Below are 23,569 nucleotides of genomic sequence, written 5' to 3' on the forward strand. Positions count from 1 at the left end.
TATATTTAAACACATCCTTCTATCACCCTTCCAACTCACCTACCTCATTCTTATTGGCAAGCTGACCACAAGCAGCATCTATATCCTGCCCTCTTGATTTTCTCACTTTGGCGATAATCCCCTGATTCTCCAAAATCCTCACATACATTTCCACAGAATCTTGGGATGCCTGTCGGAACTCCCCTTCATCAATGGGATTGTATTGGATGATATTTACCTTGGATGGAATGATTTTACAGAACTTCGCCAATGCCCTGGCATGGGTCTCGTCATCATTGATCCCATCCCAAATCACATACTCATAGGTAACTTTCCTTTTGGTCTTTTCATACCAGTATTTTAGGGATTCGGCAAGATCCTCCACTGGATTCACGTTGTTGATTGGCATCAATCTACTCCTGGTCTCATTGATGGCCGAATGAAGGGAAATGGCAAGGTTGAACCTTACTCCATCATCCGCCATCTTTTTGATCATCTTTGGGATACCTACCGTCGAGAGCGTGATTCTTCGGGGTGCCATACCGAGCCCCTCAGGAGAAGTGATTTTGTCTATGGCTTCTATGACATTGTTGTAGTTCAATAGCGGCTCCCCCATCCCCATAAAAACGATATTGGTCAGTGGCCTGTTGAAATAAGTCTCTGCTTCATCTTTGATCGCCACCACTTGATCATAAATTTCGTCAGGGTTGAGGTTTCGCATTCTTTTGAGCCTCGCCGTAGCACAGAAATTACAATCCAAACTACAGCCAACTTGTGAGGATACACAAGCAGTAATCCTTTTTGAAGTGGGGATTAGAACGGATTCGACTATTTTACTATCAAATAGCTTTACGGCATTTTTGATCGTACCATCAGAAGAATGCTGCATCAGATCCACCAAAATATGGTTGATCGCAAAATTCTCCTTCAACATCTCCCTTGTCTCCTTGGAAATATTGGTCATATCATCAAAATTTTTCAGGGATTTATGCCAAAGCCACTCATACACCTGCTTGGCACGAAACTTCTTATCCCCTTTACTGACAAAAAACTCTTCCAATTCGGTAAGTGTCAGTTTTCTGATATCCTGTTTTGCGCTGCTATCCATCCTGCAAAGGTAAGAAAATTAGTCTTGGTAAAATATGGGGAGTTCAAAATCTTATCGTTAGCTTAAACCTGGATTCCTAGACTTAGGAAAGTAACGGAAAGCTGCTAACTGAATAACAGGTTAAGATTTGGAATAAGGTAGAAATAATACAGAAATTAAATTAGATTTTACATACTTTTAACATTCTCATTCAAACCATAGCCTTATCAAAAAACAAGTCCTCAGATCCCTCTACGCCCTCAAGCTGTCCTTTTCCAAATTCAAACTCAGAATAGGAATAAAATTGGGCTTGGTCAAAACCATCATGATCATGCCATACAAGGGCTTTGGAAATGAAAATGAGGTCTATCTTATCGGTAGGGTTTTGAGAGATCGGGGCATAGGGATCTCTGCTATCGAAGATAGTAGGTTTAGAAACTTCCGGAAAATGTACAAGCGATTTATGACTTGGGAAATCCCCAATGCAAGGATCAAAGCCACCTTGGATGGAAATGAATGGATCAGCACTACCAATGAGGAAGGGTATTTTGAGTTCGAAATAATGAATCACGCATTCCCCAAAACCGACAATTCTTGGCGTGAGGTCAAGCTGGAGCTTTTAGACCAAATCATCCCGAACCAAGGAGTGGTACAAGCTACAGCAAAAGTCTTTATCCCTACCAAATTAGTGGAATATGGAGTGATTTCAGATATAGATGACACCATCGTACCAACCGGGGCAACAAGGATTTGGGAGATGGTGAAAACCACCTTTCTTGGAAATGCACATTCCAGAATGCCTTTTCCCGGGGTATCAGCATTCTATCAAGCCCTTGAAAAAGGCACTGATGGCATGGAAAACAACCCCATGTTTTATGTATCAAGCAGTCCATGGAATCTGTATGACTTTTTGATGGAATTGTTGGAAGTCCACAAAATCCCCAAGGGACCATTGATGCTTCGTGACCTCGGATTATCAAGGGAACATTTTTTTTCAGGCAGCCATTTTGACCATAAATTGAGCCAAGTGGAAAAAATATTCCGCCTGATCCCATCGATACCATTCATCCTGATCGGAGATTCTGGCCAGCATGACGCGGAGATTTACCTCCAAGTAATCAAGGACTATCCCGGGCGGGTGAAAATGATCTATATCAGGGATGTTTCCGAAAACAGACGGGATCATATCAATGAAATAGCTTCCCAGATAAGTGGGCTTGGAGTCGAGTTGGTGCTGATACAGGATACAATTGCCGCCGCCAAAGATGCTTTGGGCAAAGGCTGGATCCGTCAGGAAGATGTTTTGGATATTATCAAAGAGAAAACGGAAAATTCAGAATCCTAATAATATCGAATACCCAAATGGATCCTATTGGAAGTTCAAATAAACCGTGATGCTCTTTCTCCTCAATGATTGGATATCATTGGCATAATCTGAATGGGTAGCTTCAGGCCTATACATATCCATTAGGCCGTGCGAAAACCTTACTTCCGGAGAGAATTTGAAAAACTTGAAATACATATCAAACCCAATTCCCATATCCACGGTAAAATCCTGACCTAAAGTAGCTATATCTTCAATATCAGCTTCTTCCTGATTTTTTGTCCGGAAAATAGCAGACCCACCTGCCGTAAAAAACATCCTCGAATTATTGAATCTTTGGGCTTTATATTTGAACAACAATGGGAACTCGACCATTGTCGCTTCATTGATTACTGTATGGCTTGCAAAATTGCTAGTCTCCCCGGGAGGCACATTGATGAGGGCTGGATCTAAGTCTTCAAACTTATTGATTTCAGTCCTGAATTCATAGAAGCCTACTTTGGGCATGAAGACCAAGTTCAATTGGTCATGCATTCTGATATTTACCAAAAACCCCAAAGAAAATCCCTGGGTATATACTGGGACTATACTCTGGATATTTGATTGCCCTCGATTATTGAGGAACTCCTCAGAATATTTTAGTCTCCAATAATTGTTGTGCCCAGCGAGAAAAAACCCATATGAAAGAAATTTATCATCCTGACCGGACTTACTGATCTCGTTGAAGCGAGCTTGTGAAAATACAGCGCCAACAGAAATTGCCAGTAAAATACCGGTGAGAATTATTTTTCTCCAATGTAAATCGAACTGATACCAAATGTCAGTGGTCTGCATTTTGTGTTTTTAAAGCCAACATTTTCCAATACTTTCAGAAAATCCAATCCATCCGGAAAAGCCTGTACCGATTCCGGCAAATAAGTGTACGCTGCATTGTCCTTAGACACAAGCTTGCCTATCTGAGGCAGAATATATTTAAAATAAAAATTATATCCCTGCTTCATTGGAAATTTCTTTGGCTTTGAAAACTCCACTATCACCGTCTTCCCTCCAGGTTTCAAAACCCTATACATATCCTTCAATCCTTTTTCCAAATTCTCGAAGTTTCTGACACCAAAAGAAACGATGACAGCATCAAATTTATTATCTTCAAAGAGAAGCTTTTCGGAATCACCCATCTGCATGTCAATGATATGATCAAGTTTCCGCTTTTTCATTTTCTTTTTGCCTTCTTCAAGCATCCCGGCAGAGATATCCACACCTATGATTTTGTCTGGATTGAGTGCCAATGCCTCTATGGCAAAATCACCCGTACCCGTCGCAATATCCAAGATCATCTTCGGTTGATCTGCCTTCAGCATTTTGATGGCTTTCTTCCTCCAAATGATATCTATCCCCAAGCTGAGAAAGTGATTTAGAAAATCATACTTCTTGCTAATGTTGTTAAACATCTCGGCTACTTGCTCTTTTTTTCCCGAGTCTTTCTCTTTGTATGGTACGACTGACATGTAATTCTATGATTGGTGGTGCAATATTACTAAGTAAACCTGAGCAATCGAAAAATGTTGGACATTAATCAATAAACTTACGCGGATTTTGGGAAAAGTCACCTGTACAAAGGGAAGTATCGCAAAGCAACACCGGGATTTTGACAGGAAAGACTTACCTTTGTTCAAAATTTAGAAGACATGATCAAGAATGCAACCTTTTTAATCAGCAATACAGACTACAACAAATGTCCTATACCAGACAAGGCAGAATTTGCCTTTATCGGCAGGTCCAATGTAGGCAAAAGCTCTCTGATCAATATGCTCGCCAACAACAAAAACTTGGCAAAAACTTCTGGGAAACCCGGAAAAACCCAATTGATCAACCATTTTCTGGTTGACAACAAATGGTATATGGTCGATTTGCCAGGCTATGGATTTGCCAAAGTCGCAAAAAGCATCAAGGCAGACTGGGAGGGCATGATCAAAGACTATTTGGTCAACAGAGAAAACCTCGTCGCCCTCTTTGTACTGATAGACAGCAGGCTGGAACCCCAAAAAATAGACCTTGAATTTATCACCTGGTGCGGGGAAAGCAACATCCCCATTGTTTTGCTATTTACCAAAGCTGACAAGCAATCAAAGCCGAAAACCCAATCCACGGTAGCTAAATTCCTCAAAGCCTCCAAAACGATTTTTGAAGAAGCCCCTCTTTATTTTGTCACTTCAGCCGAAAAAGGGGATGGCAAAACAGAGGTAGTCAACTTTATAGAGGAACAGGTAGAAGAATTTAAAAACCAAGAAAACTAAGGCTTGGGCTTTTGAAGCTAAACCCTATATTTGCAACCTTATTTAGAAAACGAGATCATGAAATTTAACGAAATAGCAACTGTATCAGGCAAAGCAGGCCTTTATAAGATTCTAAAACCGACTCGAAGTGGTGTGATTTTGGAATCCATGGATGAGAAAAAAGGGAAATTGGTCGTTGGAGCCAATCAACGGGTTTCCGTTTTGAGCGAGATATCAATCTACACCATGACCGAAGAAGGCGCAACTCCACTTGAAGACATCATGGTCAAAATCGAAGCAGAATTCAAAGGAGATCTTGGACTAGACAGCACTGCCGATGCGGATGAGTTAAAGGCATTTTTAAAGCATGTACTTCCAGAATTTGATGAGGACAAGGTATATCCATCTGATATCAAAAAACTGATAAGCTGGTACAAGATCATCAGAAACCATGCGCCTGAAGTACTTGAGGAGAAAAAAGAAGATGATACACCAGAAGAAAAAGAAGACTAACCCAAACCGTATATAAAAAGACAAAACCCGCTTAAGCAAGTAAAATTGCCGCGGGTTTTGCCTTTCTATTTTTAGATTTATCTGGTCAAAATCATGGAAACAAGCCTCATCCAAGAAACTTTTCAGCTAATCAACAAAGATTTTGAGCTTAAAACAACCGAAAAGGTTGATTTGGAAGACCAGCTAATCGAACTCCTCACACCTGTAATTTACCAAATGCTCAACAGGGATTTTGAAAAGCTACTCCAAATCTGTTACCGGATAGACTTGGACGAAAACCAACTCAAGTACATCCTTCACGAATCCAACCCCGAACACATCGCTTCAGAATTGGCAAAGGCTATCACCAAAAGACAGATGAAGAAGGTTGAGATTCGGAGAAAATATTCCGAGTCCTAGTTTCATTTATACTCTGGAAGCTGTTTTTTCCACAGCCAAGAAAGCCATCGCTTCTTCGACCATTGCTGTTGAACCTATGTACAGAGGGGTACGCTGGTGCAATGATGTGGGTTGGATATCCAAAATCCTTTGTACTCCATCTGTTGCTGACGAACCTGCCTGTTCTGCTATGAATGCCAATGCATTCGCTTCATAGAGCAAACGGAGTTTTCCAGTAGGGTTTTTGTGGGTCTCTGGGTAGATGTAAATTCCTCCCTTCAGAAGGTTTCTATGAAAATCAGCCACCAAGCTCCCTATATACCTTGCACTATATTCCCTTTCTTTACAAGTCTCTATATATTTTTTCAATCCTGGGTTGAAATTATTATAGCTTCCTTCGTTGATACTGTAAACCTTTCCGTTTTCTGGCCCTTTCATATCAGGGTGGGACAGAAAAAACTCTCCCAAAGATTGTTCATAAGTAAATCCATTCACCCCACAACCCGTAGTATACACCAACATGGTCGATGATCCATACAGCACATACCCCGCAGCGACTTGCTTGTTCCCAGGCTGCATGATATCTTCCAGCTGTATGGGACTACCTATGGGGGTCACTCTTCGGTAGATAGAAAAAATAGTCCCAATAGATATATTCACATCAATATTTGACGAGCCATCCAATGGATCAATCGCTACTACATATTTTCCAGAACTGTTTTGAAGATCAATGACTTCATCATCTTCCTCCGATACGATCGCACAGACTTCCCCGCCTTTGGTAAGTGCTCTTGTAAACCGGATATTGGCTATCACATCCAATTTCTGTTGCTCCTCACCCTGTACGTTTGTTTGGCCAAAAGCACCACCGATATTTGAAAGACCAGCTCGATTGGTCTCGCGGTTTACTATCTTTGTCGCCAACGCAATGTCTCTTAGCAATTGGGAAAGTTCTCCAGAAGCATATGAAAAGTCATCTTGCTTCTTTTTGATAAATCTGTCTAAGGTCTCTCCAACCGAATAAGCTAAAGACGACTCGTTGTGAATGTAGGGCTTAATTTTCATATCTTTGAAAAGTACTATTTAAAATTATTGAACATTTGAAATTACAACTTAAATCCTGATGTCAAAAGTAATTGTATTCAAATTTGGGGGTGCTTCTGTAAAAGATGCAGATTCTATCAAAAACCTTTCTAAGATTATATTCAAACGATTGCAAAACCCTACTATTATAGTGGTATCGGCAATGGGAAAAAGCACAAACGCTTTGGAAGCCATTTTGGATCTGAAACTTCGAAAAAATGACATTTCTTCAAATATTCATATTTTCCAAAAATACCATCTAGACATTTGCCATCAACTTTTCCCATCCCAACATCGTGTTTTCAGTGAACTCAATGGACAATTCCTATCACTCTCGAAATTGCTGGAGGAAGAGCTTAACGTGGAGAATTATGATGAATTTTATGACCGGACAATCTGTTATGGAGAATTGATTTCAACTATAATCATCCAATCCTATCTGATGCTCAGCGGTATCAGATGCAGCTGGCAGGATGCTCGAGAATGTATCGCCACCAACAGTGATTTCAGACTCGCAACGGTGGATTGGGAGCAAACTACCCAACAGTGCAACACCATACTCAAGCCAATTTTGACGGATCAAACAATCATCACCCAAGGCTTCATTGGCAGGGATCCTCAGGGAAAAACAACTACCCTAGGCAGGGAAGGTTCTGATTTTACCGCCTCCATTTTAGCTTTCTGTCTCGAGGCAGGTGAAGTTACCATTTGGAAGGATGTCCCAGGTGTACTCAATGCCGACCCAAAACTATTCGACAAAACGACAAAATTCGAAGAGCTCGATTATCGGGAAGCTGCTGAACTTACCTATTATGGCGCTTCTGTGATTCATCCAAAAACCATCAAGCCTTTGGCAAATTTAAATATCCCTTTAATCGTAAGGTCATTTTTGGAACCAGACGAAAAGGGCACCATCATCCACAATGTCCCAAAAACCAACCAAACTCCCTGCATAGTAGTCAAAGGCAATCAGATTTTGGTGAGCTTTAGGGTGAATGATTTCACTTTCATCAATGAATCCCATATCCATCAAATCTATGCAGTTTTGGAAAAACTAAAACTGAAAGTCAACCTGCTTCAAACATCTGCCATCAGCATTTCCATTGTGATTGACGAGCAGATTTTCAAGCTTGAGAAACTCGTACAGGAACTTGCAGCAGATTTCACCATCCGCTACAATGAAAAACTGTTTTTGCTGACAGTGAAAAACCACCATGAAGCGTCGGTCAAAGAATTGTCAGCAAACAAAGAAATCATGTTGGAACAGATCACCAGAAACACCTTTCAGATGGTCTACAAACCAATTTTATAGTGTAAAAACAATTTTTCGGGAAAATGATTTGACAGCAAAACAGATATGCGGGAAAATTTCAAAGCTCAGACATAGATCTTGTGCTCCACTTTCAAGAATTCCAAAAAATGGTTGATCGAATCATCCAATATACTAAATACATTTTCGAATGATTCCATCCCTCCGTAGTAGGGATCCGGCACTTCCAACTGGGATGGATTGGGCTGAAATTCCCTGATCAGATAAACTTGGTCGTGGCTTAGATTACTGCTTACAATAAGCCTTTCGATGTTTGTTTTGTTGGACTCATCCATAGCAATAAGGTAATCAAACTCACGAATATCTACCCTGTTGATCTGGCGGCCGCGATGATTGATATCCACCCCATTGTTTGATGCGCACAGAATGGTGCGCTCATCAGGCAATTCTCCTATATGATAATCTGATGTACCACAGCTATCACTTTGAAAATGTCCCGAAAGGCCATTATCACTCACTTTCTGATTGAAAATTGCCTCTGCAAGAGGTGACCTACAAATATTACCTAAACAAACGAATAAAACTTTAACCATCGAACGAACATCTCATATCTTAAAATCCCAAAAGGAGATACAAGATAAATAAAATTTGGCTAGGATTTCAAACTCTTTGGATACTAAATCACACAACCTGATCTTTTTTAAAAAAATTTTATTTTGTCCTGAAAAATTCAATTATAACAAACACCAAGCTGAATGCAATTGGCATAATATTTTAAAATGGTATTTCTGGAATGCGCAAAATTTACCAAACATGATTTTGTCCCAATTTTGAAATATTTGCAATAATCATTACTTTTGTGTAACGAATTGCAAATAAAATTGGTTATACATTAGCAATAACCTAAACTGCAATTTCAGAGAAGTGGATTCATTTAAGAACATGTCTTTGATGAATAAATACCACCTACTTCTACTGGGAAAATTCAAATCAAGCATCACAATAAAAATTCAAAAAATATGTCATTAGTAGGAAAAAAAGCACCAATCTTTAGTGCACCAGCAGTAATCAACGGTGAAGAGATCGTAGAAGGATTCTCTTTGGAGCAGTTCATCGGCAACAAAGAAGTTATCCTTTTCTTTTACCCAAAGGATTTCACATTTGTGTGTCCAACAGAAATTTTGGCCTTCCAAGAAAAACTGGCTGAATTCGAAAAAAGAGGAGTAGCTGTAGTAGCTGCTTCTACAGATACGGAAGAATCCCACTTAGCTTGGTTGAATACACCAAAAGAGCAAGGCGGAATCATGGGGGTAACTTATCCGATCGTAGCAGATACTGCAAAGACAATCGCACATAATTTCGGTGTATTGGCTGGTGAGTGGAACTACAACGAAGAAGGAGAATTGACTTTCGAAGGAATCCCAGTTGCATACAGAGGAACATTCTTGATTGACAAAAACGGTGTAGTAAGACAAGAGACAATCAACGACCTACCATTGGGTAGAAGCATTGATGAGACCTTGAGATTGGTAGATGCGCTTCAGCATGTTGAGAAATTCGGAGAAGTTTGCCCTGCAAACTGGGAAGAAGGAAAAGAAGCTATGACAGCCACCAAAGAAGGTGTATCGGCTTATTTGAGCAACAATTAACTTAGTCTTTAAAGATGATAAGACAAGCCTCAATCAAATCATGATTGGGGCTTTTTCCTTTAAAAATAATTCATTTTCTTTAGCCTCTAATTAAACAAATAAACCAACTTGGCCTATTTAACCGTAACTTAACTATATTTTTGCACCATGAAATTAATTTATGATTTTTCCATGCGGTTATTTCTTGTAATCGTAAACCTTTTCAAAAACAGCAATCCCAAAATCAGACTGTTTGTCGATGGCAGAAAAAATGTTTTTGAAACTTTGTCCAACTTCAGGACCAACAACCAATCTCCAGTCTCTTGGTTTCATGTGGCCTCATTGGGCGAATACGAACAAGCGAAGCCTGTCATCAGCCAACTAAAAAAACAAAGGCCGGAAATTGCGATCGTTGTCAGTTTTTTTAGCCCTTCAGGGTATGAAAACGCCATAAAAAAGAAAAATGAAAATTTAGACCTGATAGTCTATTTGCCTATTGACACCAAAAAAAATGCAGAAAAATTCATCGATATCCTGAAACCGGAAATGGCATTTTTTGTGAAGTATGATCTGTGGGCAAACTATATTCTGGAAGCAAAAAAGAAAAATGTAGACTTGTACCTTTTCTCTGCCTCCATGCGTGAGGATCAGGTATATTTTCAGCCATTTGGGGGGTTCTTCAGACGGATTCTTAAATCCTTTACGCATATTTTTACCCAAAACGAAAAAAGCATTGACCTCCTTCATCAAATCGGGATTCAAGACTGCAGCCTTACTGGAGATACAAGGTTTGATAGAGTCTCAAAAATCAGTGAATCACCCAAAGACTTTCCTGATATCAGTGAATTTGTAGGGGAGCACAAAACCATTGTGATAGGCTCTGCCTGGGAGCAAGATATGAACATCCTGATTCCGTTCATCAATCAGTCAAGTGGTTTCCGGTTTATTATTGCCCCACATGAAATCAAAGGTGATCACATCGACAAATGGATCAGTGAAATCGAAAAAAAATCAACCAAGTATTCCGAAATCAGTGAGCATAAAAATGCTGAAGTATTGTTTATAGACAATGTGGGTATGCTTTCATCTTTATACAGATATGCGTACATTGCTTATGTGGGAGGCGGTTTTGGCAAGGGTTTACACAACATCCTAGAGCCACTGGCATTTGGTATACCAGTAATCTTCGGGAAAGTCAAAAAGCCAAAAAAATTCCCTGAAGCCAAGATAAGTATGGATTATGGAGCAAGCTGTTCTGTTGCCGATTATGATGAGCTTCACGCAATCATTGGAGACTTGGAGGACAAAGATCTGTATAACCAAGCCTGCAGTGCTGCAAACAAACTGGTCAGGGAAAACCTGGGAAGTTCGGTAAAAATCATCACGCAAGTTTTGGGGGTTAAATAAACAACAAATGGAGGGAAGGGTCATCAAGTCTACCGGGAGCTGGTATCTCGTAAACACTGAGTCAGGTCAAGTAAAGGCCCGTCTTAGAGGAAAATTCAAGCAAGACAACCTAAAGCTAACCAACCCAATCGCTGTCGGAGACTTTGTTGTAGTGGCTAAAGAAGAAGGTCAGCCTACTTGGACGATAGATGAAATTCTTCCACGCGATAATTATATCATAAGGAAATCAACAAGAAAGAACCATTTTTCGCATATCATCGCTTCCAATATTGACCAAGCATTCCTGATTATCACCATAAGAAACCCTAGGACTTCTTTAGGTTTTATAGATAGGTTTTTGGTAAGCACCGAGAGTTTTCGAATCCCGGCAACCATCATTGTCAACAAGATGGACTTGCCTTACAAAGACAAGGATTTGGAATATCTCCAAGACATACATGACATCTACGAGTATCTGGGCTATGGGGTATTGGAAATTTCCGCATTGAGCGAATCTGACCTGAACGAACAGTTTTCACCCCTATTGGTTGGCAAAACCACCCTATTATCCGGGCATTCGGGAGTAGGAAAATCTACTTTGTTGAACAAAATCATCCCTGAAGCCACACAAGCCACGCAAGAGATTTCCAAATTCAGTTCCAAAGGAGTCCATACCACAACATTTGCAGAGATGTTTGAAATAGAGGGAGGCTACCTGATCGACACTCCCGGAATCAAGGAGTTTGGGATCTTGGACATCAATGACTATGAATTGTCCCATTATTTTCCGGAAATGAGAAAATACCTGGGGCAATGCAAGTACAACAATTGTCGCCATATCAATGAACCGGGCTGTGTGGTACTGGAAAAGCTTGAGCAGGGACTAATCCATCCATATCGATATGACAGCTACCTGAATATCCTCAACGAAGAAGATGACCATCGCTAAAATTTGTGATATAAATAGCCATGCCGGCCACAAAAAAATTTGAATCCAAAATCATTTGCCGTAATTTTCCTCTTTAGAAAACCAGAATCCAAGCACATGGACAACAATAAATCATTGGTATTGAACCACCGACAAATCCAGCAAAAAATAACGCGGATGGCTTATGAAATCTATGAAAGGAATGCCTCTGAAAAAGAGGTGGTTTTTGCGGGAATTTCAGGCATGGGGAAAATATTTGCAGATCTATTGGCTGGCAAATTAGAAGAAATCTCAACTTTGGAAGTGACATCCCTCGAAGTGATCGTAGACAAAGAGACGATCGTACAAGGGGCTGTCACATTATCTGAAAATATCAATCTGGACAATAAATGCCTGATATTGGTGGATGATGTCCTCAATACAGGAAAGACATTGGCCTATGCCCTCAAGCCATTCTTGGAAATCCCCATCAAAAAAATGGAACTTGCTGTCTTGGTGAACAGAAGCCACAAACTATTCCCTGTATCGCCAGATTACACCGGACTCGAACTGTCCACCACTCTCAATGAACATATATCAGTAAACCTAGCATCTGAGGACTATTCTGTCCACCTACACTAACCTAAGCCCAACATGTCCGTACACCAATCCTCAAACATCAAAAGAATCACTACACATATCTTGCAGGAGATGAAATCCCGTGGTGAAAAAATATCCATGCTGACAGCCTATGATTTTTCTATGGCAGCCATACTGGATGGCGCTGGTATAGACATCATCTTGGTAGGCGACTCTGCATCCAATGTCATGGCAGGACATGAAACCACTTTGCCGATCACCATGGAGCAAATGATCTACCATGCCAGTTCGGTAGTACGGGGAGTCAAAAGGGCTTTTGTAGTCGTGGACATTCCTTTTGGATCATATCAGGGAAATAGTTCGGAAGCACTTCGCTCTGCAATCCGCATCATGAAAGAATCAGGAGCCCATGCTGTCAAAGTAGAGGGGGGAGCAGAAATCAGGGAATCCATCATAAGGATTTTGAGTGCAGGTGTTCCAGTGATGGGGCATTTGGGATTGACACCCCAGTCTATCTACAAATTTGGGACCTATACTGTAAGGGCAAAAGAAGAAGAGGAAGCCAACAAACTCCTTGAAGATGCGAAGATATTGGAAGAGACAGGTTGTTTTGCATTGGTTTTGGAAAAAATCCCAGCCAAACTTGCCAAAAAAGTAGCCGAAACGGTAAGCATACCTGTTATCGGAATAGGCGCCGGTGGAGATGTGGACGGACAAGTTTTGGTGGTACATGACATGCTTGGCATCACGCAGGAATTCAAACCGCGATTTTTGAGACAATATGCCGACCTCCAAAACATCATGACGAAAGCTGTTCAAGATTATATCACAGATGTCAAGTCAAAAGACTTCCCGAACGAAAGTGAAAGCTATTGAATTGTCAATGGTAAACAAACACATCAAAGCGTTCGGATCATCAACTGTCAATGGACAACAGTCAACAGTGGGCTCTAAGCATTAAAATATCCTGTTTTATTTCACCAATGGTAAAACAGCACATATACTTATTTCATAGAATGTTCATACGTTTTCATGCTGGTAAGCAAACGAATCCTTGCAGGGAAATTACTTTTAGCCCAAAAGCCCTTCGAGGGTTTAAATTTAATAACCTTGACCAATGTCTCTACAGGCCAACCCACCTAAACTGGGCAACCCTCAATGCCATTTGATGAACTGATTAACAATAACGATTTCCATTACTGGTATAAACTACCGTGCTGGTGTCATTTCGGATACCCATTTTTAGAATATGGTCAAGGCCTAACGATCACCCTTCTGCTATGGTTTTGTCCATTCTCCAACCTGAAATTCAAAATATAAACTCCTGGAGCCAATAATCCTGCCTGAACTTCAACTTCCCTATTTGCTTGGATACCGATGTTTTCCACCAAGATCTGCCCTAGACTATTGATTAATCTTGCTTCAGCATTTTGGTTGGTAAGGATCTTGACTGGACCTGTCGTGGGGTTTGGAAAAATCTTCACCAGAAAACGCTCCCCATCTGGCATACCATCTGCTTCTGTCGACTTCAAATATCGGATTCCTCCTGCTGTATTCCCTACAATCAAATCAAATGGCCCCGAAAATGGATCTGGCACATGGCTTACCCATGTATTTCTACCAAATCTACTATCCAATAATTCTTCCCCTATCAAGACCGAAACATTTTCTCTCTTATCAGTATTCATAAAATCATTTAAGAAAAACAAAACTCCCCGCTGATCAATTGCATATAGGCTTGGAACTTGATTAGGAATCACATGAACCGTAAGATTCCTGGCAGCAGGGCTATCCTGAAAACCTAAAAAATTCCTTTCCACCAGAGTCAATTGGGGAAACCCTGAAAAATTAACCTCAAATAGAATCAACTCACCTGTCTGTCTTGCCATTAGGAGATAATCTTTGTTTTGGAACTTGAAAAACTCAAAGTGATCCAAAGGCCTTGGAGTAATCCCAGGAATTATAACTTCCTCCAAGTCTTGGAAATCGACATCAGAAGACAAGAACAGCTTTTTCTGAAGTGAAAGGTTGACTGTGTCTGTTCCTGCCAACCAATGCATAGTTTGGTTTTGGGTGTTTACATATTCGATAAATTGTAAATCTGTCAGGTCCAATTCCGATAATTTTAAATAATCCTCGTCTACCACTTTCCATGATTCCAAGGAAGTTTCGATACTTATCGCCCTGCCTACCACCCTATCACCTATCAAAGAATTAGCTGTAATGATCAGCGCTCCATTATTCTGGTTTCCTATGAAAAATGGGCGGGAATTTTCTCCAAAATCCAACATTTGATTTTGGAGAAAAGGCTCTTGCGATCCGCCATTCAGTGGAATTGAAAAAACATTTTGTCCATAATCGGCTTTGAAAGGTCCAGCTATCGAAGAGGAATTGGTACTGATGATCAGCTGATTTCTAAAAATCTGGGCAGCATGAAAAATAGGAAACTCTGGCAAATCCCCTACACTCGGCAGTGTATTGGAAAATTCATCAAAGACTGGTGCTTCATTTGTTCCTTTATTTGGAAGAAAGTATAAAACATCGCATTCATCCTGCCCCATCAAAAGATCATAAACCCCGTCTCCATCGAAATCCGCATACAGAATAGAATGGCCTCCTGCATGCTCAATGCGTTTGTTTTCATCATCCAGTATGCGTCCCATCGGAAATCCGGCACAAGTCACCCCAAAGCTGAAACTCCCACAGTCACAAAACTCAAAACCTCCCCACCTTGCCTCAGGAAATGCAAAACCATCTATATCAGGAACACCTTTGCGCTCTACAGAAGTGTTTTTGTAAAACTCCAAAAAATCCCCCGAAGCAAAATTAAAAGTTGCGATATCCAAATCTCCATCCCCATCCACATCCATGATCAGTGGAATATCCAGATTATTGGCCTGTAGGTTGGAATTATTGTCTAAGCGAAGGAAGTTTTGTGCCAATTCCCAAGTAGGAAATGCTGCACCAGTTGGGCTTACATTTCGATAGGCCCGAATCCCAAATGGGCTACTGGTGAAAAGATCCTTTCGGCCATCACCATCATAATCCGCCAATACCAAAAAACCATTGACATCAGCAGGAAAATAATAGGCCATTTCGGGAAGGTATGTGTATGAATTTTCCGAAACCTTATAAACAGTAATCTCCCTGGAATTGATATCCCAGATTACCATTTCCTCTACCCCATCGCCATCCATATCCATCGTTTGGATCTGCGCTGCATTCAAGCCTCCCGAAAAAGGCAATCCCAAACCAATCCCATCTTTATTTATGGAAATATTTTGGTCATATCGGAAAGCCGTCTGGGCAAAGCTAAAGCCTGTAATCAGGAGGAACAAAAAAGTAAAATACTTGATCATAGACATAAATAACGGTAGAATTTTGATAAAGATGTTTCGAATATCTTAATTTTAACCTTTAATTGTAAAAAATAAATGATGAATACCGAACTTCTCTACAATCACTTCCTCCAATCCACCGGAGTCAGTACTGACACCAGAAAAATTGGTCAGGGAAATATATTTTTTGCGCTCAAAGGACCGAATTTCAATGCCAATTCTTTTGCAGCAAAAGCACTGGAAATTGGGGCTGCATTGGTGGTCGTTGATGAAGAAGAAGTCATTCCAGAAAATGATGACAGGTACTTTCTGGTAGCAGATGTACTTGCGGCACTTCAGCATCTGGCCAATTACCACAGAAGACAACTCCAGATACCCATCATAGGTTTGACAGGCAGCAATGGAAAAACCACTTCGAAGGAATTGCTCCATGCAGTATTGAAACAAAAATTCAAAACTTCTGCCACAGTCGGCAACCTCAACAACCATATTGGCGTCCCATTGACTTTACTGGCCATAGCGCATGATACAGAAATCGCCATCGTGGAAATGGGCGCCAACAAACCCGGAGATATCCATGAACTTTGTGAGATCGCTAAACCTACGCATGGTTTTATCACAAATATAGGCAGGGCACATCTGGAAGGGATGGGTGGTGTAGAGGGAGTCCTCAAAACCAAAACTGAGCTATTCCAACATCTCCGGGAAAACGATGGAAAGGTCTTTATCAATTCCCAAGATCCCATTCTCTCGAATATGGCCAAAAGGTTTGAAAATCCGATTCTATATCCATCCAAAGGTGATTACTGCGAGGTGGAATTTGTAGAAGCAAATCCCTTTGTGAAGTTTAAGGTAGATGGAAAAGAGCAAATCTATCTCAGCTCCATGATCGGTGCATACAACTTCGGAAATATTGCAACAGCAATCACGGTTGGAAAATTCTTTGGTGTACCGATGGACCAGGCTGTCCAAGCAATTGTAGACTACAAGCCATCCAACATGCGTTCCCAATTACTGGAAAAACGCAGCAATATGATCATCCTAGATGCATACAATGCCAACCCTTCGAGCATGGAAGTTGCCATCAAGACTTTTGGTGAAATGACCGGTAGGAAACACAAGATGGTGATATTGGGAGATATGTATGAACTTGGGGATAGTACCGAAGCAGAGCACCAGAAACTCGGGGAATTGGTCTCCGGGTATGATTTTGACAAAATCTGTTTTACAGGAAAACATACCCAAGCTGCCCTCAGCACAGCCCCAATGAAAGCCTTATATTTCCCTGACCCCTTTTCATTCAGAAATTGGCTACAGGATTCAAAGCTCGAAAACTACCTGATCTTGATAAAGGGAAGCAGGGGGATGAAACTGGAAGGATTGGTGGAGTTTATTTGATAGTAACACGCACTACCTTGTTCTGTGTCCCCACAGAACAATCCTGTTTAAACAAATGGCCATCTCAGAGATCTTACTATAACCCTTGGCCTGTGTCCCACAGACCAATCTATCTAAAATGGACAATTCTCAAACAGCTTCTGAGTTTTAAATCATAAAAAGAGATTTATCCGTTGTTAGCATTAACAATCTTATAGAATCGTAGTTTATAACTAACCTCCAACAATAAAAAAATGTCTACACCATACCTCGATTTCCTGAAAGAATTAGCCAACAACAACTCCAAAGAATGGATGGACGCCAACCGTGACCTTTACCAAAGTGTGCGGGAGAAATTTTTGGGAGATGTGGCTGATCTGTTGGTGGGAATTTCCGTTTGGGAACCGGAATTAGCCGGATTCAAACCCAAAGATTGTGTTTTCAGACAAAATCGGGACATCCGTTTTTCGGCCAACAAAGCCCCCTACAAAACCAACTTGGCAGCATACTTTGCTGTGGGTGGCAAAAAATACAATGGCCCGGGCTATTACCTTCACATACAGCCTGGAGAGAGTTTTATCGCAGGGGGAATCTGGATGCCCCCGGCTGACGTGCTGAAAAAAATCCGTCAGGAGATCGATTATTCCGGGCAGGAATTGTTGGATATCCTAAATGAAAAAACTTTCAAAAAGCATTTTTCAGGTATCGAAGGCGAGCAGCTCAAAACCAGTCCAAGAGATTACGATGCCGATCATCCCTTTATTGATTTGCTTAGATACAAAAGCTTTATTGTCTCCACTCCATTGGCTGACAAGGACATTCTTTCAGGAGACTTCAAACAGAAAACACTGGACACCTTCCACCTGATGAAACCCTTCCACGACTTCCTCCGCAAAGCTGTGGACGAAGTAGAGAGTGGGGAGGGATTATTGTGAAAAGGAATTTTCCCCAATCAGGGAGACTTGCTTGGAGGGGTATTTTGCTGAAATCATATCCTTTTCAAAGAACATAGTCTGGGAACATTTCGTGAATCACAAGAACACATTCCGTAGTCCATTGATTATATTCTTTCTTCTTCATGATGTAGATATAGTCACCAATGTTATTGACAGAGTCAAAACTTGTAACTCTTAATAGACATATGTCATTATTTACAATCGGTATACTATATTTGTACGTCAAACCTTTCTCCGAAACTTTCTTACGCAATTTGTAGGCACGGTTAAGTTTCTGTCTCTCCCAAGTGAATTCTGGAGTGCTCTTGATCAAATCCCTTACTTCAACCAGATCTATTCGAGCAATTAGGTCTTCTACTCTTTCTTTTGCGTAGACATGCTTGAATGTATTACGTAAAAAAGCCGTATCCTCTAAATAATCTACCCAAGCAGTCGACAGATCAACCTCTTTCAGCAAATCAATCCTTCCTTTATCGTTAAATTCAAGAATCTCATTTAGCGTAGAATGATAAACATTTGTACCCTGACAATACACAAATGAAAGAGGGGTAATAAGAAACATTAAGACACTTAATATAAGCTTTCCTGATTTAGTCACATTTAACACCTTTTGCACTTCCGTTTCCATCTTGCTCATTTTTTATTACAACTCCCGCAATTCTATAATCCAAAGATCGCAGGGCTATCGCCCCTGATTCTTGTAATTTGATAGGCTGGCCCAGCCCCACACCAAATCAGGAATGTGAGAAACACGAGGGATTGTTGTAATGGGAATCCCCAAAGCAGAGAGATGTGCTTGGGGATTTCTTATTATTCGTTATATGCTACTTTATATCGGCCCATCCGCTGTCACCCAAACTTCTAAAGCTTTGATATTTTTGTTCCAAACAAACCTATCTTTGGACATGTAGTCTTCATATAGGATCATGTAGTTTTTTTGTCTTTTGCCTAACTGTTCCAAATCTGACCAGTCTTTGAAGTTTAATTTGTCCGCAAATAGAACCTGTGAATTAATCAACTCTAATTGCCCAACATCAATCTTTTCGTGACTATATTCCCAATGGTTTGCATCAGGTGGTGTGTGTGTGATAAATTAGCTCGGTAATTAGGCTGTTTAAATTTTATCCAGATAAAGATTGTATTATTTCTCTCGGAAACATCAATCAATTTCGAATTTTTATCAATAATTAAAAATGTCCTTTCTTGGTCTTTTGACAAATATCCTTTAGCGGAGGTTAGTAGCACTATTGAAATAACCAAAAGATGAAGTCTAAGTGACTGTATTATTCTATATAAGCTTATCATAAACACCCCTTTCTTCCTTGTCGTGCATTTTCTAAATCTTGCTTTATTCTATCTTTTGGAGAAATTGCAGGAGGTATAGCTGTAATATTCTCCATCAAATCCCAGGTAATAGTCTCTTTCAACCCATCAAAAAACCAGATTACAGGGCTACGCCCCTAAAATTCGGTTGAAACGTTCATTTCTCTACGAAGAAACATGGGCTACGCCCCTGATTCTTATGCTTGGTAAACCTAAATCAGAAATCTGTGAATCAAAAAGGTTTATGGTAAAGGAAATCCTCCAACCAGGGCGACTTGAGGAATTTCTTTAATTTTATTTTTTCACCTCTGGATATAATACTTAGCTTTCACTTTAATCCTACCTGTGCTAGATGCCACCGGAACCACTTTCAGTTCTAAAACGATTATAATAAAAATCGCTTTCGTGAAGGGTTGCTTTTAGCATCAGCAATTGGATCCTTCGACAGATATTCATCCAATTTATCTCACAGTCTATCAGCACAAAGGGGCGTCATAAGCCTATTTGGTTTCATAAATGAAGCAGTCATTCACAAGAAATTGTCATCTAAGATATCATCCATTCTAAAACATCAGCCAAGAAGTCGAAATTCTTGGCTGATGAATGAATCTATCACTTGAGTTTTACTAAGATCAATAGCCTACAAACATCAGGATCACATATACTTCACAAAACCTCTCCCAAACACCTTCTTCTGTTTTCTTGTAAAAAATGATCTGTTCTATCCAACCGTCTCTATCCAACATAACTGCGAAATCCCCTTTTATAATGGGAGCAGACACATATCTAATCATGTTCGTGTCATATTCGGAGACAAGTTTGACCTCAGGGTTTTCTAACTTTGCTGCTTGTATTTTCTTAGGACCTTGTTGATTTGTTATCATTGTACTTAAGTTACCCAAGGTTTCTTCATCAATATACTTTGAAAACTCACTGGTTTCAAATATGTCATCCTTACTATATCCACAAAATCCCCCTTGACTACTCAACCATTTTAAATTAAGATAATTACTCCAATAGTAAGCAAAATTTGTATTTTCATAAACCTTGCCCTTCAATAATTCCAAATTAAGTATTTCGTACTGTTCATCTGATAGTTCTTGGTCTTGTCCATAAAGCGTGCCTACGCTCATTAACAGCAAGAGAAAATATAGATATATCTTTTTCATAATCAACAGGGGTTACTTTTAGCATCAGAACTATTGGATGCTTCGTCTGATAATATCCTTAAAACATCCGCCAAGAAGTCGCGCTTCTTGGCGGATGAATAGGTTTCCTGTTAGAGTTTTGCTAAGGTCATTAATCTACAAACATAATAAATACAGTCACCTGAAAAGCTTTCTCCCAGATGCCCTCTTGAGTTTTTTTGAAAAAAACTATCTGCTCTTCCCAACCATTTCTATTCAACATAACTGCAAAATCTCCTTCAATAATTGGAGCAGACAAATATCTTATCATATTTGAGTCATATTCAGAAACAACTTTGACTTCAGTATTTTCCAACTTTTCCACCTCTATTTTCTTTGGCCCTTTTTGATTTGTTACCATTGTGCTTAAGTTACCCAAGGTCTTATTATCTATAAACTCCGACAACTTAAAAGATTCAAACTTATCGTCAAGCTGATATCCCCATAACATCCCATTACTGCTCAACCATTCTAAATTAAGATAATTGCTCCAATAGTAAGCAAAGTTCGTCTTTTCATAAACATTACCTTTCAATAATACCGAATTGAGTATGGCATATTGTTCTTCCGAGAGTTCTTGGTCTTGCCCGTAGAGCGTACCAAAACCCATAAATAATATTATAAAATATAGGTATATCGTCTTCATAATCAACATGGGTTACTTTTGGCATCAGCACTATTGGATGCTTCGTCTGATATTATCTTTAAATATTCCTGTAGCTTATTCCCTGCTATAGCTACAAAAGCATCATTGGGTTGGTTGGTACTTTTATGAAGCAGACCAGCACAAGAAATTGTAATATATAATCCATTCTAAAACATCAGCCAAGAAGTCGAAACTCTTGGCTGATGAATGAATGTCATCTAATAGATGATCAATAACCAACCAAGATAACAAATACTACCATCTGAAAAGCCTTCTCCCAAATGCCCTCTTGAGATTTTTTAAAAAAAACTATCTGATCTTCGTAACCATATCTATAAAACATAACTGCAAAATCTCCTTCAATAATGGGAGCAGACAAATAACGGATCTCATTTGAGTTATATTCAGAAACAACTTTGAAATCAGGATTTACTAATTTGTTTGTCCGTATTATTTTTGGACCTTGTTGATTAGAAATCTTAGTTCTTAGTGTACCCAAGGTCTTATTATCTATGAACTCCGACAACTTAAAAGACTCAAATTTATCGTCAAGCTGATACCCCAATATTACCCCATTTTCACTTAACCATTCCAGTGTGAGACAATTGCCCCAATAATAAGCAAAATTGGTGTATTCATAAATATCACCTTTAAATAACTCCAAATTAAGTATGGCATATTGTTCTTCTGAGAGTTCATGGTCTTGCCCATAAAGCGAGCTAATGCTCATAAATAACAAGATAAAATATAGATATGTCTTTCTCATAATCAACATGGGTTACTTTTAGCATCAGCACTATTGGATGCTTCGTCTGATATTATTTTTAAATATTCCTCTAATTTATCCTCAGCTATTGCTACAAAAGCATCATTTGACTGATTGATCATTGATGAATCAAGCTAAATAAATCATTTTTGAAAATAATCAAGTAACATCAAACTAATCCCCAAACAAAATGATGGCTTGGGGAATTATTGAAAATTAATTCAGGTAGGAAATACCTTTCGTTCCTGTTGATTCCAATATGTCAACTCCACAAAATTTTTCCCAAATACCTTTATTATTTTTTTTATAGAAGTTGATTTTTTCTATCCAAACACCCTTTTCCTTGATTATCAGAATAGCAATATCCCCTTCAATAACAGGAGAGGATACACGTCTTACGTCAATAGATCCATAATCTGAAACCAGTTTGACCTGATCTGACAGCAGCATGTGAGGAGATAATACTCTAGCTTTCGATTCGTTTTTTAAACTATTTTTAAGTTTAATCAAGGTTTCTTCTTCAATGTGCTTAGAAATTTCACTTGTTTTGAAACTATTGTTCCCTTGATTGCAAGTTCCATTCTGTTCTCCCAACCATTCCGAAGTTAGGTAATTGTGCCAATAAAACGCAAAAATCGTCTGTTCATAAACCAAACCATCTATTAATTCCAAATTGAGTATGGCATATTGTTCTTCCGAGAGCTCTTGGTCTTGCCCGTAGAGCGTGCCAAAACCCATAAATAATATTATAAAATATAGGTATATCGTTTTCATAATCAACATGGGTTACTTTTCGCATCTACACTATTTGTCGCTTCGTCTGATAATATTTTAAAATATTCCTGTAACTTTTCACCGGCAATTGCCACAAAAGCATCGTTGGGCTGATTTGTGCCGTAGTGAAGCAAACCTACAATCCCATAGACAAACGATGGTTTAACAATTTTTAAATGCCCAGAGGACTCTTTTTGCTCACGAGAATTATTGGAAATTAATTGAGCAAAGAAATGCCGTAGGTACCTGTTGATAACAAAATATAAATATGGCAAAATTTTTCCCACTCACCTCCCTCTGATTTTTTGTAAAAATTCATCTGCTCTATCCATAAATATCTATCTAACATTACTGCAAAATCACCTTCAATAATTGGAGGAGATACATATCTAACCTTATTCGAGTCATATTCAGATACTAGTTTGACTTCAGCATTTTTTAACTTTGAGGCCTCTATTTTCTTCGGTCCCAACTCATTTTTTATGCTATTTATTAAACCACCCAAAGTCTTTTCATCCATATGCTTTGAAAATTCACTGGTTTTAAATATCTCATCCTTACTATATCCACAAAATCCCTCTTGGCTACTTAACCATTCCACATTAAGATAATTGCTCCAATAGTATGCGAAATTTGTGTTTTCATAAACCATACCATTTATTAATTCCAAATTAAGTATGGCATATTGTTCCTCTGAGAGTTCTTGGTCTTGCCCATAGAGCGAGCCAAAGCTCATAAACAATAATATTAAATATAAATATATCCTTTTCATAA

The 23,569-nt window shown here is 39.4% G+C and carries 24 protein-coding genes; 12 read left to right on the plus strand and 12 right to left on the minus strand.

Annotated elements, in window-relative coordinates; genetic code table 11:
• Positions 1 to 22: 22 nt before the first annotated feature.
• Positions 23 to 1,087, minus strand: a complete 1,065-nt coding sequence (gene rlmN / locus ACFSKL_RS12740) for a dual-specificity RNA methyltransferase RlmN (protein ID WP_376886595.1) — start codon at positions 1,085 to 1,087, stop codon at positions 23 to 25.
• A gap of 310 nt (positions 1,088 to 1,397) precedes the next feature.
• Here rlmN and ACFSKL_RS12745 point away from each other — a divergent pair, with 310 nt between their 5' ends.
• The gene (locus tag ACFSKL_RS12745) at positions 1,398 to 2,411 is read left to right on the plus strand and encodes an App1 family protein (protein ID WP_376886596.1); all 1,014 of its coding nucleotides are present in this window, start codon (positions 1,398 to 1,400) and stop codon (positions 2,409 to 2,411) included.
• A 24-nt stretch (positions 2,412 to 2,435) separates the two neighbouring features.
• Here the strand turns inward: ACFSKL_RS12745 and porT are convergent, their stop codons facing one another.
• Positions 2,436 to 3,224 carry a type IX secretion/gliding motility protein PorT/SprT gene (gene porT / locus ACFSKL_RS12750; RefSeq protein ID WP_376886597.1) on the minus strand — a complete coding sequence of 263 codons (789 nt, stop codon included), beginning with the start codon at positions 3,222 to 3,224 and terminating at the stop codon, positions 2,436 to 2,438.
• Positions 3,173 to 3,895, minus strand: a complete 723-nt coding sequence (ubiE, locus tag ACFSKL_RS12755; RefSeq protein ID WP_376886598.1) for a bifunctional demethylmenaquinone methyltransferase/2-methoxy-6-polyprenyl-1,4-benzoquinol methylase UbiE — start codon at positions 3,893 to 3,895, stop codon at positions 3,173 to 3,175. The genes porT and ubiE overlap by 52 nt, the downstream gene beginning before the upstream one ends.
• A gap of 180 nt (positions 3,896 to 4,075) precedes the next feature.
• On the opposite strand from ubiE, the gene yihA reads away from it, so the two are divergent.
• From yihA to ACFSKL_RS12770, 3 genes are all read left to right on the plus strand, one after another.
• Positions 4,076 to 4,684: a ribosome biogenesis GTP-binding protein YihA/YsxC gene (gene yihA / locus ACFSKL_RS12760; protein WP_376886599.1), complete on the plus strand. Its 609-nt coding sequence runs from the start codon at positions 4,076 to 4,078 to the stop codon at positions 4,682 to 4,684.
• A 57-nt stretch (positions 4,685 to 4,741) separates the two neighbouring features.
• On the plus strand, positions 4,742 to 5,176 hold the full coding sequence (locus ACFSKL_RS12765) for a DUF5606 family protein (RefSeq protein ID WP_376886600.1): 435 nt from the start codon (positions 4,742 to 4,744) through the stop codon (positions 5,174 to 5,176).
• 93 nt (positions 5,177 to 5,269) lie between these two features.
• A complete protein-coding gene (locus ACFSKL_RS12770) occupies positions 5,270 to 5,575 on the plus strand; it encodes a hypothetical protein (protein ID WP_376886601.1) in 306 nt (101 codons plus the stop codon).
• A 6-nt stretch (positions 5,576 to 5,581) separates the two neighbouring features.
• Here ACFSKL_RS12770 and fbp read toward each other — a convergent pair whose 3' ends face one another.
• Positions 5,582 to 6,619, minus strand: a complete 1,038-nt coding sequence (gene fbp, locus ACFSKL_RS12775; protein ID WP_376886602.1) for a class 1 fructose-bisphosphatase — start codon at positions 6,617 to 6,619, stop codon at positions 5,582 to 5,584.
• A 58-nt stretch (positions 6,620 to 6,677) separates the two neighbouring features.
• Here fbp and ACFSKL_RS12780 point away from each other — a divergent pair, with 58 nt between their 5' ends.
• Positions 6,678 to 7,949 carry an aspartate kinase gene (locus ACFSKL_RS12780; RefSeq protein WP_376886603.1) on the plus strand — a complete coding sequence of 424 codons (1,272 nt, stop codon included), beginning with the start codon at positions 6,678 to 6,680 and terminating at the stop codon, positions 7,947 to 7,949.
• A gap of 65 nt (positions 7,950 to 8,014) precedes the next feature.
• On the opposite strand, the gene ACFSKL_RS12785 is transcribed toward ACFSKL_RS12780, so the two are convergent.
• The gene (locus ACFSKL_RS12785) at positions 8,015 to 8,500 is read right to left on the minus strand and encodes a low molecular weight protein-tyrosine-phosphatase (RefSeq protein ID WP_376886604.1); all 486 of its coding nucleotides are present in this window, start codon (positions 8,498 to 8,500) and stop codon (positions 8,015 to 8,017) included.
• A 426-nt stretch (positions 8,501 to 8,926) separates the two neighbouring features.
• On the opposite strand from ACFSKL_RS12785, the gene ACFSKL_RS12790 reads away from it, so the two are divergent.
• The 5 genes from ACFSKL_RS12790 (at position 8,927) to panB (ending at position 13,304) form a co-directional block, all read left to right on the plus strand.
• Positions 8,927 to 9,556: a peroxiredoxin gene (locus tag ACFSKL_RS12790; RefSeq protein ID WP_376886605.1), complete on the plus strand. Its 630-nt coding sequence runs from the start codon at positions 8,927 to 8,929 to the stop codon at positions 9,554 to 9,556.
• A gap of 147 nt (positions 9,557 to 9,703) precedes the next feature.
• Entirely contained in the window at positions 9,704 to 10,942 is a 1,239-nt protein-coding gene (locus tag ACFSKL_RS12795) for a 3-deoxy-D-manno-octulosonic acid transferase (protein ID WP_376886606.1), read from the plus strand.
• A gap of 7 nt (positions 10,943 to 10,949) precedes the next feature.
• Positions 10,950 to 11,870: a ribosome small subunit-dependent GTPase A gene (gene rsgA / locus ACFSKL_RS12800; RefSeq protein ID WP_376886607.1), complete on the plus strand. Its 921-nt coding sequence runs from the start codon at positions 10,950 to 10,952 to the stop codon at positions 11,868 to 11,870.
• 96 nt (positions 11,871 to 11,966) lie between these two features.
• Positions 11,967 to 12,470: a phosphoribosyltransferase family protein gene (locus tag ACFSKL_RS12805; RefSeq protein WP_376886608.1), complete on the plus strand. Its 504-nt coding sequence runs from the start codon at positions 11,967 to 11,969 to the stop codon at positions 12,468 to 12,470.
• Positions 12,471 to 12,482: 12 nt separating this feature from the next.
• Positions 12,483 to 13,304: a 3-methyl-2-oxobutanoate hydroxymethyltransferase gene (panB, locus tag ACFSKL_RS12810; RefSeq protein ID WP_376886609.1), complete on the plus strand. Its 822-nt coding sequence runs from the start codon at positions 12,483 to 12,485 to the stop codon at positions 13,302 to 13,304.
• Positions 13,305 to 13,681: 377 nt separating this feature from the next.
• On the opposite strand, the gene ACFSKL_RS12815 is transcribed toward panB, so the two are convergent.
• On the minus strand, positions 13,682 to 15,793 hold the full coding sequence (locus ACFSKL_RS12815) for a T9SS type A sorting domain-containing protein (protein WP_376886610.1): 2,112 nt from the start codon (positions 15,791 to 15,793) through the stop codon (positions 13,682 to 13,684).
• Between the two features lie 72 nt (positions 15,794 to 15,865).
• On the opposite strand from ACFSKL_RS12815, the gene ACFSKL_RS12820 reads away from it, so the two are divergent.
• Both ACFSKL_RS12820 and ACFSKL_RS12825 read left to right on the plus strand, forming a co-directional pair.
• Positions 15,866 to 17,164, plus strand: coding sequence for a UDP-N-acetylmuramoyl-tripeptide--D-alanyl-D-alanine ligase (locus ACFSKL_RS12820; RefSeq protein WP_376886895.1), 1,299 nt, complete (start codon positions 15,866 to 15,868; stop codon positions 17,162 to 17,164).
• Positions 17,165 to 17,397: 233 nt separating this feature from the next.
• Positions 17,398 to 18,078, plus strand: coding sequence for a DUF2461 domain-containing protein (locus ACFSKL_RS12825; RefSeq protein WP_376886611.1), 681 nt, complete (start codon positions 17,398 to 17,400; stop codon positions 18,076 to 18,078).
• A 64-nt stretch (positions 18,079 to 18,142) separates the two neighbouring features.
• Here the strand turns inward: ACFSKL_RS12825 and ACFSKL_RS12830 are convergent, their stop codons facing one another.
• The 6 genes from ACFSKL_RS12830 to ACFSKL_RS12855 form a co-directional block, all read right to left on the minus strand.
• Positions 18,143 to 18,736, minus strand: coding sequence for a hypothetical protein (locus tag ACFSKL_RS12830; RefSeq protein ID WP_376886612.1), 594 nt, complete (start codon positions 18,734 to 18,736; stop codon positions 18,143 to 18,145).
• Positions 18,737 to 20,054: 1,318 nt separating this feature from the next.
• A complete protein-coding gene (locus ACFSKL_RS12835) occupies positions 20,055 to 20,591 on the minus strand; it encodes a hypothetical protein (protein WP_376886613.1) in 537 nt (178 codons plus the stop codon).
• A gap of 130 nt (positions 20,592 to 20,721) precedes the next feature.
• Positions 20,722 to 21,255: a hypothetical protein gene (locus ACFSKL_RS12840; RefSeq protein WP_376886614.1), complete on the minus strand. Its 534-nt coding sequence runs from the start codon at positions 21,253 to 21,255 to the stop codon at positions 20,722 to 20,724.
• A gap of 229 nt (positions 21,256 to 21,484) precedes the next feature.
• Positions 21,485 to 22,021, minus strand: a complete 537-nt coding sequence (locus ACFSKL_RS12845) for a hypothetical protein (RefSeq protein WP_376886615.1) — start codon at positions 22,019 to 22,021, stop codon at positions 21,485 to 21,487.
• 216 nt (positions 22,022 to 22,237) lie between these two features.
• The gene (locus tag ACFSKL_RS12850) at positions 22,238 to 22,795 is read right to left on the minus strand and encodes a hypothetical protein (protein ID WP_376886616.1); all 558 of its coding nucleotides are present in this window, start codon (positions 22,793 to 22,795) and stop codon (positions 22,238 to 22,240) included.
• A 217-nt stretch (positions 22,796 to 23,012) separates the two neighbouring features.
• Positions 23,013 to 23,567 carry a hypothetical protein gene (locus ACFSKL_RS12855; protein ID WP_376886617.1) on the minus strand — a complete coding sequence of 185 codons (555 nt, stop codon included), beginning with the start codon at positions 23,565 to 23,567 and terminating at the stop codon, positions 23,013 to 23,015.
• Positions 23,568 to 23,569 lie beyond the last annotated feature (2 nt).

Origin of the sequence: Belliella marina, from assembly GCF_042682445.1 — a bacterium.
In the GTDB taxonomy this organism is placed as follows: domain Bacteria; phylum Bacteroidota; class Bacteroidia; order Cytophagales; family Cyclobacteriaceae; genus Belliella; species Belliella marina.